Source organism: Vibrio sp. (assembly GCF_984391705.1).
Window position 1 is genome coordinate 19,224 of the sequence record NZ_CFHWOM010000041.1, and the last position, 13,333, is coordinate 32,556.

A 13,333-nucleotide genomic window follows, 5' to 3' on the forward strand; every position below is an offset into this window, starting at 1 on the left:
TCTTTTCCATTCACCCTCGATGAATTGAATCATTGGCTTGTTTGAGTAGGTTTTGACTTTCATGCATAAATTGCTGTGAGTAATCACCAAACCAATCACTCACTTTATTAAAGCTATCCACAAACGCTTGTTTATCTTTGCCATCAAGCACTTGTAGTGCCTCTCCAAAACACTGATGGAATCGCTTAATCATCGCGATATTGTCATCTGATGAAAGGATAATATCTCCGTAAAGATTTGGATCCTGCCCAAACAGTCGCCCTACCATCGCGAGTTCAAGACGGTAAATCGGAGAGCTTAGCTGCAATAGCTTATCGATACTTGGGTTTTCACGACTAAGGTGTAGGCCGTAAGCAAAAGACGTGAAGTGACGCAAAGCCTGAATAAGAGTCATACCATGGTCATGTTCACTCGCTTCAATCTGGCATAAGCTTGCTCCCCAAATAGAGAACTGCTTCAGTAGCCACTGGTAATGCTCTTCTCCGCGCCCATCACAGTACACGATTACCTGTTTCGCTAAACTTGGCACGTCCGGACCAAACATTGGGTGCAAACCAACCACAGGGCCTTGATGTACATTCATCATCGCTTGTAGCGGTTTAGACTTAATCGACGTTAAATCACACAAGATACAGTCTTTTGGCAGATTACCTAGCTTCTCAATGACACCTTCTGTTAGATGGATAGGAACTGTCACCACCACCATACCAGCATTTTCTAGTAACTCATCGGCATGATCCCAATCTTTACTGCCCAACACTTTCACATCGTAGCCAGACAAGCTAAACATCCGGCCAAACAAACCACCAAGTTGGCCGTTACCGCCGACAATCACAACGGAACGCAAATCAGGGTTTAAACATTTAAAGCCGGAATCTTTCTCACTCGCGTAAGATTCCCTCATGGTACGGCGAAGGATGTCTTCAATAAGCTGAGGTGGCACTCCTTTCTTTTCCGCTTCTTCTCTGCGCGAGGCAAGCATAGCTGCTTCTCTGTCCGGAGCATAAATAGGTAAGCCATGTTCACTCTTAACTTCACCGACTTTTTCAACTAGCGATAAACGCTGAGCCAACAAATCTAAAATTTGCTTATCTACTGCGTCAATTTGATCTCGCAACTCGTTCAGTTCAACAGCCATTCACTTTCCTTATTTCTTATCGGCGATGATTACTTCAGACGATCTTCTAAAAACGGCACAAGCTCTTTATGTGCATGACGTAATAGTGCCTCAGTTGTATCCCAATTGATACACGCATCGGTAATAGAAACGCCATATTGCATTTCACTTAACGGAATATCTGATGACTGGTTACCCTCGTTAATATGGCTTTCGATCATAAGACCGATAATTGACTTGTTACCTTCACGAATTTGGTGGATCACATCTTCCGCGACTAGGGGTTGGCGACGGAAATCTTTGCGTGAGTTTGCGTGGCTACAATCGACCATTAGTGATGCATCTAGGCCATGTTTCGCCATATCTTGCTCACACTCAGTGACCGATACCGAATCGTAGTTGGTCTGCTTACCACCACGTAAAATCACATGACCATTAGGGTTACCTTGAGTCGTTAGAAGCGCTACCTGGCCTTCCCGGTTTATACCCATGAAACGATGACTTGAAGAAGCCGCTTGCATCGCGTTGATCGCTGTTGCTAGGTTGCCATCAGTACCATTCTTAAATCCGATAGGCATAGAAAGACCACTAGCCATTTCACGGTGAGTTTGCGATTCCGTTGTACGTGCACCGATCGCAGCCCAGCTAAATGTATCAGCTAAGTACTGAGGGCTGATTGGATCAAGCGCTTCAGTCGCAAGTGGAATCTCCATCTCTGCAAGATCCACTAGAAGCTCTCGTCCAACATGGAGTCCGTGCTCAATATCAAATGAGCCATCGAGGTGTGGGTCATTGATTAAGCCTTTCCATCCAACGGTTGTACGTGGCTTTTCAAAGTAAACTCGCATAACAATATACAGCTGATCATTTAACTCGGCAGAAAGAGCTCTAAGACGACGCGCATACTCCTTTGCCGCGTCAATGTCATGTATAGAGCAAGGGCCACACACAACAAGCAACCGATGGTCTTTCTTATGAATAATATCAGCAACGGTCTGACGTGACTCTTGAATCACTCGACGAGCATTCTCACTAAGTGGGATTTTTGCTTTTAGCTCTTCTGGAGTAATAAGAACCTGTTCATCACTGATATTGATATTGCTGAGTTCACTTTTCTGCATAACTACCGACCTGTATATTTATATTTACACTCAATTATCCTTTCATATTGAGTGAGGATTAACGACACAATAACAGGCTAAATCTAGATTTCAACCGTAAACTTTAAAAAACACGCATGTAAAAATAAATTTACACAAGTATAAAACCAAGGTTTAAGAGAAAAGTGAAGGGTAAAGCATACTTTCCATAAGGAAAGTTAACTAGAATAGACTAAAACCACCGACTGAAAAAGTTATGGATCTGATACTTTCTCTATTGCAACAAATGTGCGTTTATTTGGTGCTCGCTTACATGCTGAGCAAGACGCCTCTCTTCCTTCCCCTGTTTACTATCTCTCATCGTTTTACGCATAAGATCAGTGTCTACATCCTTTTCTCACTATTCTGCGTAATGGGGACCTACTTCGGATTACAGATTAACGATGCCATTGCTAACACTCGGGCAATCGGAGCCGTCATGGGAGGTCTATTTGGTGGTCCTATTGTCGGTTTCTTGGTGGGTTTAACAGGTGGTATTCATCGCTACACTTTAGGCGGCTTCACCGACTTAGCGTGTACCATATCAACCACCGCTGAAGGACTGATTGGCGGGTTACTGCACACCTACTTTGTCCGCAAAGGCAAAAGCGACCAATTATTTAATCCAAGCGTCGTGTTTTCTGTCACCTTGGTCGCTGAGATTGTTCAGATGCTGATCATTTTGATTGTTGCTAAACCCTTTATCCAAGCCTATGACTTGGTTTCAGCGATTGCAGCTCCGATGATCATTGCCAACTCCGTCGGTGCAGCGCTGTTCATGAGTATCCTGCTCGATCGTAAAACCATTTTTGAAGAGTACTCAGCAACCTTTTCACGCCGGGCATTGAATATCGCAGAACGTTCAGTCGGGATATTAGCTTCTGGCTTTAATAGCCAAAATGCAGAAAAAATAGCTCGCATCATCTATGAAGAAACTAACGTTGGAGCCGTGTCTATAACAGATGATAGTAAGATCCTTGCATTTGTTGGTATTGGCGATGATCATCATAAACCAGAGACCCCAATCTCATCTCAAAGCACTTGGGATGCCATTAAGAAAAACGACATCATCTACTTAGATGGCAAGGAAAAACCTTACCAATGCTCACTCAACCCCGACTGTAAACTAGGGTCCGCACTGATCATTCCTCTTCGAGCGGGCGATAAAGTCATTGGTACAATTAAACTCTATGAACCAAAACGTAAGCTCTTCTCAACAATCAATATGTCAATGGCCGAAGGGATAGCCCAATTGCTTTCGAGCCAAATTTTATTTGGAGATTACCAACAAAAACGCACCTTGTTGGCTCAAGCAGAAATCAAACTGCTCCACGCACAAGTTAACCCACACTTTTTATTCAATGCGTTAAATACAATCAGTGCTGTTGTTAAACGAGATCCCAACAAAGCTCGCGAGCTTATTCAGCACTTGTCGCAGTTTTTCCGTAGCAACTTAAAACAAGATATTGAAACAGTCACCCTCAAAGAAGAGCTTGCCCATGTAAATGCGTATCTAACCATTGAGAAAGCACGCTTTACCGACCGTCTAGAAGTAGAGTTCGACATTGACGAGTCCATTCTAAAGCGTAAACTGCCGACCTTTACTCTGCAGCCTCTGGTAGAAAATGCGATTAAGCATGGTATTTCTCATTTACTTGAAGGTGGCCAAATAAAGGTTTACAGCCAGCACTTAAATAACGGTATTAAAATCACCGTGGAAGATAACGCTGGCAGCTATCAAGCACCGCAAGAAGGTCACTCTGGTTTGGGAATGCAAATTGTTGATAAACGTCTGACCAATAAATTTGGCCGTGCGGCAGCTCTCAGAATTGATGTTGAGCCAAACCAATCCACCCGAATGAGCTTTATCATTCCTGATGAGAACACGTATTAAGGTACCCACATGTTGTCAGCATTAGTCATTGATGACGAACTGTTTGCTCGTGAAGAGTTAACAGACCTCTTGGAAGAGACTGGAGAAATAGAAGTCGTAGGACAAGCAAGTAACGCGATTGAAGGTTTAAAGAAAATAAACCAGCTCAAGCCTGAGGTGGTGTTCCTCGATATACAAATGCCTCAGGTCAGCGGTATTGAGCTGCTCGGCATGCTTGATCCCGAGACCATGCCGAAGGTTGTTTTTGTTACCGCTTATGACGAGTTTGCGATTCAAGCATTCGAAGACAATGCATTTGACTATTTGCTCAAGCCTGTCGATACCCAGCGCTTGCAGAAGACGGTCCAGCGCCTTCTTAGATCACAACATAATACTCAGGAGCAAATTGCCGCAGTTGCTCCACAGTGTTTAGACCAAATACCGTGTATCGGCTTGAATCGAATCGTTATTATTGCAACAAAAGATGTTGAGTTCGCTTACAGCGATATAAGTGGCGTTCATGTTCAAACAGCAGAACAAAAAGCAACGTCTCAGCTAACACTCAAAGTCTTGGAGGAAAAAACCTGTTTGGTTCGCTGCCATCGACAGTTTTTAATCAATGTTCAGGCCATCAAAGAGATCAAATTATTGGAAAATGGGTTAGCCGAGATCATTACCACCAGCGATCACCCATTACCGGTAAGCCGTAGATACCTTAAAAGCCTCAAAGAGCTCTTAGGCTTCCACTAAACTCGTTGCCTTATTTGATAAAAAAACAGCCACTCAATTGTGGCTATTTTTTTATGCATCCGTGATACGCTTCATCGCTTCAGAGGCTTGCTTCCATTCGTCACTGGATTGAAGTTGCGACAGAGAGAAGCTCTGCTGCTTAATAAGTGCCTCAGCTCCTGGAGTTTCCATAATTGGCAAATTATCCAGTACCTCAACCTGAGCATCACGCTTGTTACAAACCAAAATCATATCGCAACCTGCGACCATTGCCTGATGTGCTCTTTCCGCAGGGCCTCCCATTACCGCAGCGCCCTCCATTGTGAGATCGTCCGAAAACACAATCCCTTTAAAGCCAAGCTGTTCACGCAGGACCTGTTGAAGCCAATACGCCGAACCGCTTGCTGGTTGATCATCGTAATGCGGATAAACAACGTGGGCTGGCATCATAGCATCCAAAATTCCGCTCTCAATTTGCGACTTAAACACCTGCATATCCAGTTGGAAAATCGTGTCGCGCTGGTCATAAGGCGTTTCGAGGTGTGAATCAGCAATCACACCACCGTGTCCCGGAAAATGCTTACCCGTTGTGGCCATGCCTACCGCTTTCATCCCTCGCATATACGCAGTGCTATGTCGAATGATAGTGTCAATGTCATCGCCAAACGCTCGATTACCAATCGCTTTACATTGATGGCCCTTATCAAGCACGGGAGCAAAACTGAGATCAATATCATGAGCAATCAATTCTGCAGCCATTAGCCATCCCGCTTGCTGGGCCAACACCTCTCCTTCTGCCTGCTTAGCAAACTCTTGTGCGGCAGGAATTATGGAAAAACCCTCACGAAAGCGCTGTACACGTCCACCCTCTTGATCAACTCCAATCAAAATAGGACGTTTCGCAGCTTGGCGAATCGCTTTGTTCAACGCTAATAATTGCTGACTATCATGATAGTTGCGTGAAAAAAGGATAACCCCACCAACGGTTGGGTGTTCAAGTATCTCTTTATCTTCTGCGGATAGCTCACAGCCTTCCACATCCAGCCATAATGGTCCCATAATTGCTCCAGCCAAACTTATTTTTCGCTATGCTGCCGAGAGTATTAGGATTATTCTCTGTTTACAATGGATTCTCTGTCAGGCGTAGTAAAATTTGAGTATGACGACAAAAGAGCTATATATCGGCGTGATGTCAGGCACCAGTTTAGATGGTGTCGATACGGTTATCGTAGAGATGGATTCTGGACAGCCTAGGTTAGTCGCCTCGAATGATTACCCTTTTCCCGAGCAATTAAGGCAGAGAGTCTTAAATATATGTACAGGACAAACGACCAACTTAGTTGAAATTGGACAGCTCGATCATGAGCTAGGCACCCTCTACGCTGACGCAATTCAAACCTTACTCGCTAAAACCGCCTACAAGCCAGAACAAATCTGTGCCATTGGTAATCACGGTCAGACTGTCTTCCACCAGCCAACGGGCGCTCACCCTTTTACTATGCAATTGGGAGATGCCAATATCATTGCGGCGCGTACAGGTATCACAACCATTGCGGATTTTAGACGTAAAGATATGGCTTTAGGTGGTCAAGGCGCGCCACTGGTACCCGCTTTTCATCAAGCAATCTTTCAACCTCAAGATTCCAGCATTGTTGTATTGAACATTGGTGGCATTGCCAATATCTCGGTACTCCAACCAAAGAAGAATGTCTTAGGCTATGACACTGGCCCTGGCAATATGTTGATGGACGCTTGGTGTCTAGAGCAATTAGGGACGCCATTTGATCGTGACGCACAACTCGCTTCATCAGGCAGTATTGATCAGGCACTACTTTATGATCTACTGAGTGCGCCCTACTTTGCTCTTCCGGCCCCTAAGAGTACTGGGAGAGAGCTATTTAATCTTGAGTGGCTAAAACATTACCTCAACGATCGCGCGTTAAGCACTGAAGATGTCCAACGAACCCTGTGTGAGTTCTCTGCTCTCACCATCACTCAGCAAGTGGAACGTTATAAATTGGGGCCAAAACCTGAACTGCTTGTTTGCGGAGGAGGAGCGCGCAATCCTCTACTGATGAAACGTTTGGCGGAACTGTTACCAAGCTGGACTGTATCATCTACGCACAGTCGTAATGTCGATAGCGACAATATGGAAGCGATGGCCTTTGCTTGGCTTGCCTATCGCCGTATACATAATTTGCCAAGCAACCTTCCCGAAGTCACCGGAGCCTCGAAAACCGTTTCTCTCGGTGTGATGTACTTTGCTGATAATTAGGAAATAGCATGACTAATGACGCACTGATCGCCGCCCTTTCTCACCTGGTTTCAGAAGGGCGCAACCCAGAAACGATGGATATAGATCTGCTTCCATCCTTAGAAATTGTTCAAAGAATCAATCAACAAGATCAACTGGTACCACTGGCCGTCGAAAAAGTGCTACCTGAGATCGCTCGAGCAGTAGATAAAATTACTCAAGCCTTCAAATTAGGTGGCCGTCTGATATACATGGGGGCAGGTACAAGTGGACGATTAGGTGTGTTAGATGCTTCGGAATGTCCGCCAACCTTTGGCGTGTCAGATCAGATGGTCATTGGCCTCATCGCTGGCGGCCCTGAAGCAATTTTAAAAGCCAAAGAAGGCGCCGAAGACTCCTTAACTCTTGGAATAGATGATCTAAAAACCATCAATTTTAGTCGGAAAGATGTTTTAGTCGGAATCGCAGCCAGTGGTCGAACACCTTATGTTATCGGTGCTCTAGAGTATGCCAATGACATAGGGGCAACGACTGTAGCACTGTCATGCAACCCTGATTCGCCAATTGCAGATATCGCTGAAATCGCGATTAGCCCAGTTGTAGGCCCTGAAGCGCTAACTGGATCCACTCGACTAAAATCAGGCACAGCACAGAAGCTAGTGTTAAACATGCTCACTACCGCGAGTATGATTCGCCTAGGTAAAAGCTACCAGAACCTAATGGTTGATGTGAAAGCAACCAATAAAAAGTTAGTCGCGCGTGCAGCTCGAATTGTCATGCAAGCCACCGACTGCGATAAAGACCAAGCAACTAATACACTTGAGCAAACCGATTATGATGTGAAGCTAGCGATCTTAATGATTTTGACCGACATGGATATTACCTCTGCTCGTCAACAGTTACATCATCAAGATGGGTTCTTACGTAAAGCGGTGCAACATCACCATAAATCATAATCTCTGAGTGAGGGGGAGGGGCTGCACCTCCCTTACGTCTAGTTACTGATTGTATTCATTCCAGCCTCGTTGCCACTCCATGCGGAACTTTTGCCCATACTGAGTTCCTTCACAAACTCCCTCATAGTATTGCCCCGACAAACCAATTTGATAGGCAAAGTTGGGATTACAATACTCATCTACACCTTCTAAATACCCCTGCTCATATTCACCATATTTGGCTGAGCCAAGGCGAGAGAGATTCTTCACGGAACGTTGAGTGTGACCTGCCACACCATCTTGATAACCTATTTGATACCAGTTGCCTTCCTTAGCTAACTCTTCTGGCGATGATGAACAAGCCATCAATAGCAACGCGAATAAGCCAATTATCACTTTTCTCATTGTTTTTTCTTCACTTTTAATCCACTTATTTAACTAAACCACTAAATTCCTGGAATTACCACTCGCTGTTGCGAAAAACCGTTAAAGTGGAATCCAAACCACTCAATTCATGATACGACCACTCACTGCATCATCGAATGTTTCTTCCCTGATGACCGCGTAGTATGCATGGTGAGCTTAAATACTAAGGAACAAGTGTTATGTTGTGGTTTTTAACCTGTGTTGCGGCCTTAATCGGTGGCTACTTTATTTACGGTGCTTTCGTTGAGAAAGTATTTGGTATCAACGAAAAACGTCAAACCCCTGCCCATACTAAAACAGATGGTGTTGACTATGTGCCAATGTCGACCAAGAAGGTTTACTTGGTACAACTGCTAAACATCGCGGGTGTTGGCCCAATCTTTGGCCCAATCATGGGGGCACTGTATGGTCCAGCAGCCATGCTTTGGATCGTCATCGGTTGTATCTTCGCTGGTGCAGTACATGACTACTTCTCAGGTATGCTATCTGTGCGTAACGGTGGTGCTTCTGTTCCAACCATCACTGGTCGCTACCTAGGCAATGGCGCAAAACACTTTATGAACATCTTTGCTATTGTCTTGCTGCTCCTTGTTGGTGTGGTTTTCGTTTCGGCTCCGGCAGGCATGATCACCAACTTAATCAACGATCAAACCAGCTTAAACGTTAGCATGACGACCATGGTCATCGCCATCTTCGCTTACTACATCATCGCAACAATAGTCCCTGTCGACAAAATCATTGGTCGCTTCTACCCGCTATTCGGCGCACTCTTAATCTTCATGTCTGTCGGTCTAATGACAGCAGTTGCTTTCTCTAGTGAGCATACTGTGATGGGTGATTTCCAAGTGAGCGACATGTTCACAAACCTTAACCCGAATGACATGCCTCTATGGCCAGCCCTGTTCATCACCATCGCTTGTGGCGCTATTTCTGGCTTCCACGCAACACAGTCTCCTCTGATGGCTCGTTGTATGGAAAATGAAAAGAATGGCCGCTTCGTCTTCTACGGTGCAATGATCGGTGAAGGTGTGATTGCCCTTATTTGGTGTGCCATTGCTCTATCTTTCTTTGGCAACCTGGATGTACTTTCTGAGGCAGTGAAGAATGGCGGCCCGGGTAATGTGGTCTATAGCGCTTCGTTCGGTCTACTCGGTGTATTCGGAGGTGTAATTGCCTTCCTAGGTGTGGTTATTCTTCCTATCACATCTGGTGACACCGCATTCCGTTCAAGCCGTCTAATTCTTGCTGAGTACTTCAACGTAGATCAAAAAGCACTGCGTAACCGACTAATGATGGCTGTTCCACTGTTCGTTATTGGTGGCATCTTAACTCAGGTCGATTTCGGTATCATTTGGCGCTACTTCGGTTTCGCTAACCAATCAACAGCGGTAATGATGCTTTGGACAGCTTCTGCTTACCTACTCCGTCACAACAAGATGCACTGGATTACGACTATCCCTGCCATGTTTATGACGACTGTATGTGCTACGTTCATCCTAAACAACAGCACACTAGGCTTTGGTCTGCCAATTCAAGTATCGACAGTCTCTGGCATTCTGTTCGCGCTAGCTATTACAGCTTACGTAATTAAAACGTCGAAGGGTAAAGGTGAAACAGAGCTCGCAGATGAAGATAAACCACAAGCAGTAACAGAAACTGCGTAAACTAATTACACTTCGCTTGCTAACTTTAAAGGCTCCTTCGGGAGCCTTTTCTTTTACCCCAAAAGCAAAAAAGCCAGCGATTGTGCTGGCTTTTTATCAAACATAGTTTAATCGACTTGCTTAATTTGCAACTCTTTAGGTACTTCAAAGAACATGTTCTCTTCACGACCTTGGATTTCTTCAACCGAACGAGTACCTACAAGCTCTTTGATACGCTCTAAGATTTTGTTTACTAGCTCTTCTGGTGCAGATGCACCAGCAGTTACACCAACTTTGACCTTATCTTCAAACCATTCTGGTTTAATATCTTCAGGGCTGTCAGTCAAGTAACCCGGAGTACCAAGCTTTTCAGCCAACTCTTTCAAGCGTGTTGAATTCGATGAGTTTTTCGAGCCGACAACAATCACAACATCAACATCTGTCGCCATTTCACGCACGGCATCTTGACGGTTTTGCGTCGCGTAACAGATATCGTCTTTACGCGGCCCCTGAATGTCGGGAAATACACGGCGTAGTTCTTCAATAACATCAGCCGTTTCATCCACAGATAGCGTTGTTTGGCTGACATAATGAAGATTACTCGGATCTTTCACTTTGTCTTTCAGCCCTACGACATCTGCTGGTGTTTCAACAAGATACATGCCACCTTGATCACTTGCATACTGCCCCATGGTACCTTCGACTTCTGGGTGACCAGCATGGCCGATCAATACAACTTCCATATGCTTACGACTCGCACGAGCGACTTCCATATGAACTTTAGTCACGAGAGGACAAGTTGCGTCAAAGACGGTTAAATCACGTTCTTTCGCTTCTTTACGTACAGCTTGAGATACACCATGAGCAGAAAAAATGACAATGTTATCGTCTGGCACTTCGTGCAGTTCTTCAACAAAGATTGCCCCACGTTGTTTGAGTCCCTCGACAACGAAGCGGTTATGCACGACTTCATGGCGTACATAAATCGGTGGCTGATACATTTCTAATGCACGCTCAACGATACTGATCGCTCGATCAACACCGGCACAAAAACCACGTGGGTTTGCTAAAAGAATTTTCATTTCATTGCTCATGATGTTTATATTTTCGCTCTGGCTGGCTATTCTACTGACAAAATCTCTACTTCAAAAGTCACATCTTGCCCTGCAAGAGGGTGGTTGAAATCAACCGTCACCGAGTCTCCCGCTATTTCTGTAATGATTCCAGGGATTTCCATACCATCACGACCAGAAAAAGCCATAATCGTACCGACTTCCACTTCCGCATCACCAACAAACTTTGCACGATCCATATAATGAATATTGTCCGGGTTCGGCATACCAAACGCGTCTTGAGCTTTTAGCTCGATCGATGCCTTATCTCCGGTGCTTAGTCCAAGCAGACATTTTTCAAAGTTGTCACTAAGGCTTCCATCACCAATCACTAACTTGGCAGGCTTACCCATGCTATGAGTGCTGTCTGCGACTGAACCATCTGTCATTTTTATTGTAAAGTGCAGCGTTACTGCAGAATCTTGGGCAATTGTCGTCACGTTACTGCTTCCTTGAAGTTGTTGTTATTTTTCAGTGCCGATTGAACTGCGCACCGATTAGCGCTTCAACATAAAGAAAAGCGCCGCCTGAATCAACAGACAGCGCTTAGGGTTATTCAATTTATCACGAATTATGCTTTGGCTTCTTCTTTCTTGCGAAAGCCATCTAAGATAATCATCGCCGCACCAATACAGATAGTCGTATCCGCTAAGTTGAATGCAGGCCAATGGTAGTCACCCCAGAAGAAATCTAGATAATCGACCACAAAGCCGTGCACAACACGGTCAAAGACATTACCGACTGCACCACCAATGATCATCGCATAAGCGATATTATTCCATTTCTCTTTTGCAGGCAGTTTACTCATCCAGTAAGTCAACATACCTGTTACCACAAAAGCGATACCGGTAAACAACCAACGTTGCCAGCCAGCCTGATCACTGAGAAAGCTAAATGCTGCGCCATAGTTGTGGACGTACAATAGATTAAAGAAAGGCAATACTTCAATACGGTTTGCCCAGCCATACCCCATGTTATCCATCACAAACAGCTTAATACCAATATCAGCTAAGAAGATAACCACAGCGAGCCAAAGCCAACGCACACCTGATTGTTTTAATGCAATGTTTGACATTTTGAATCCTAAAAATAACCCCAGTAGATACTGGGGCTATGAATTTTCAATAAAGTTCCGAGAACTCTTGCTCTAAATTATTGGTGCTGTAGCAAGGCGACAAACTTACGAGACTCCTGAGCATAGTTTTCCTATGTGATGGAGTTGGTCCGGCATTCCGGAGTAAGTTCAGTCAACACAGCTACAGTGCCAAGAATGACGAGCAATTATGCGAACTTGCGAACTTCACCTTCACCATCAACGTTCGACACACAGCGACCACAAATTTTCTCATGACCTTCGATTGTGCCTACGTCTGGAGTGTGGTGCCAACAACGGTCACACTTCTCTGCTTCTGTTGCTTTCACTTCAACAAACAAGCCTTCAATGTCCGTTGCGTGCGCTGTGTCAGACTTCTCACTTAGAGGCTTAACAACAGCGGCTGAAGTTAGCAGAGCAAAACGTAGTTCGTCTTCTAGCTTGCTTAGTTTTGCCACTAGAACGTCGTCAGCGTAAAGCGTCACTTCTGCTTGTAGTGAACCACCGATTGTCTTGTCTTTACGAGCATCTTCTAGCAGCTTGTTTACGCCGCCACGAACTGCCTGGATTTCAGCCCAGAACTCATTGTTTAACTCTTCACCTTCAGCAAGACCGAACAGGCCGTCGAACCACTCACCAGTGAAGACAAACTTATCGCGCTCACCCGGCATCTCATTCCAGATTTCATCTGCAGTGAATGACATGATAGGTGCCATCCAACGAACTAGCGCTTCTACGATGTAGTAAAGCGCAGTTTGACAGCTACGTTGCGCGTGGCCGCCACGTTTCGCTGTGTACTGACGGTCTTTGATGACATCTAGGTAGAACGAGCCCATTTCGATAGAACAGAACTGCATTAGACGCTGAGTTACGGCGTGAGTGTTGTACTCACCGTAAGCCTTAACAATCTCTTCTTGCGCAGCTAGTGCACGACCAACAGCCCAACGATCCAGTGCTACCATTTCCTCTGCAGGAACGATGTCTGTTGCTGGATTGAAGCCGCTAAGGTTCG

The 13,333-nt window shown here is 45.0% G+C and carries 13 protein-coding genes; 5 read left to right on the forward strand and 8 right to left on the reverse strand.

Features of this window, described 5'->3' with window-relative positions; all coding sequences use genetic code 11:
- Positions 1 to 10 precede the first annotated feature (10 nt).
- Positions 11 to 1,138 (reverse strand): bifunctional chorismate mutase/prephenate dehydrogenase, encoded by a 1,128-nt coding sequence (tyrA, locus tag AC4MRV_RS16675; protein ID WP_491188452.1) that lies wholly within the window; start codon positions 1,136 to 1,138, stop codon positions 11 to 13.
- A gap of 29 nt (positions 1,139 to 1,167) precedes the next feature.
- Complete coding sequence (locus AC4MRV_RS16680) at positions 1,168 to 2,238, reverse strand: 3-deoxy-7-phosphoheptulonate synthase (RefSeq protein WP_491188453.1); 1,071 nt, start codon at positions 2,236 to 2,238, stop codon at positions 1,168 to 1,170.
- Positions 2,239 to 2,473: 235 nt separating this feature from the next.
- On the opposite strand from AC4MRV_RS16680, the gene AC4MRV_RS16685 reads away from it, so the two are divergent.
- Complete coding sequence (locus AC4MRV_RS16685; protein ID WP_491188454.1) at positions 2,474 to 4,150, forward strand: LytS/YhcK type 5TM receptor domain-containing protein; 1,677 nt, start codon at positions 2,474 to 2,476, stop codon at positions 4,148 to 4,150.
- Positions 4,151 to 4,159: 9 nt separating this feature from the next.
- A complete protein-coding gene (gene btsR / locus AC4MRV_RS16690; RefSeq protein WP_491188455.1) occupies positions 4,160 to 4,879 on the forward strand; it encodes a two-component system response regulator BtsR in 720 nt (239 codons plus the stop codon).
- A gap of 51 nt (positions 4,880 to 4,930) precedes the next feature.
- On the opposite strand, the gene nagZ is transcribed toward btsR, so the two are convergent.
- Positions 4,931 to 5,917: a beta-N-acetylhexosaminidase gene (nagZ, locus tag AC4MRV_RS16695; RefSeq protein WP_491188456.1), complete on the reverse strand. Its 987-nt coding sequence runs from the start codon at positions 5,915 to 5,917 to the stop codon at positions 4,931 to 4,933.
- A gap of 100 nt (positions 5,918 to 6,017) precedes the next feature.
- Here nagZ and AC4MRV_RS16700 point away from each other — a divergent pair, with 100 nt between their 5' ends.
- Together AC4MRV_RS16700 and murQ are read left to right on the forward strand one after the other, a co-directional pair.
- Positions 6,018 to 7,133, forward strand: coding sequence for an anhydro-N-acetylmuramic acid kinase (locus AC4MRV_RS16700; RefSeq protein ID WP_491188457.1), 1,116 nt, complete (start codon positions 6,018 to 6,020; stop codon positions 7,131 to 7,133).
- A gap of 8 nt (positions 7,134 to 7,141) precedes the next feature.
- Positions 7,142 to 8,068 carry an N-acetylmuramic acid 6-phosphate etherase gene (gene murQ, locus AC4MRV_RS16705; protein ID WP_491188458.1) on the forward strand — a complete coding sequence of 309 codons (927 nt, stop codon included), beginning with the start codon at positions 7,142 to 7,144 and terminating at the stop codon, positions 8,066 to 8,068.
- Between the two features lie 42 nt (positions 8,069 to 8,110).
- Here the strand turns inward: murQ and AC4MRV_RS16710 are convergent, their stop codons facing one another.
- Entirely contained in the window at positions 8,111 to 8,452 is a 342-nt protein-coding gene (locus tag AC4MRV_RS16710; RefSeq protein WP_491188459.1) for a DUF2799 domain-containing protein, read from the reverse strand.
- 200 nt (positions 8,453 to 8,652) lie between these two features.
- Between AC4MRV_RS16710 and AC4MRV_RS16715 the strand changes: the two genes are divergently transcribed.
- Entirely contained in the window at positions 8,653 to 10,137 is a 1,485-nt protein-coding gene (locus AC4MRV_RS16715; RefSeq protein WP_491188460.1) for a carbon starvation CstA family protein, read from the forward strand.
- Positions 10,138 to 10,244: 107 nt separating this feature from the next.
- Here AC4MRV_RS16715 and ispH read toward each other — a convergent pair whose 3' ends face one another.
- The 4 genes from ispH to AC4MRV_RS16735 all read right to left on the reverse strand — a co-directional run.
- A complete protein-coding gene (gene ispH / locus AC4MRV_RS16720) occupies positions 10,245 to 11,210 on the reverse strand; it encodes a 4-hydroxy-3-methylbut-2-enyl diphosphate reductase (RefSeq protein ID WP_491188461.1) in 966 nt (321 codons plus the stop codon).
- A gap of 26 nt (positions 11,211 to 11,236) precedes the next feature.
- The gene (gene fkpB / locus AC4MRV_RS16725) at positions 11,237 to 11,668 is read right to left on the reverse strand and encodes an FKBP-type peptidyl-prolyl cis-trans isomerase (protein WP_491188462.1); all 432 of its coding nucleotides are present in this window, start codon (positions 11,666 to 11,668) and stop codon (positions 11,237 to 11,239) included.
- Positions 11,669 to 11,799: 131 nt separating this feature from the next.
- Positions 11,800 to 12,303: a signal peptidase II gene (gene lspA / locus AC4MRV_RS16730; RefSeq protein WP_491188463.1), complete on the reverse strand. Its 504-nt coding sequence runs from the start codon at positions 12,301 to 12,303 to the stop codon at positions 11,800 to 11,802.
- A 206-nt stretch (positions 12,304 to 12,509) separates the two neighbouring features.
- Positions 12,510 to 13,333: class I tRNA ligase family protein (locus tag AC4MRV_RS16735; protein WP_491188464.1), on the reverse strand; the 824-nt coding region annotated here is incomplete at its 5' end.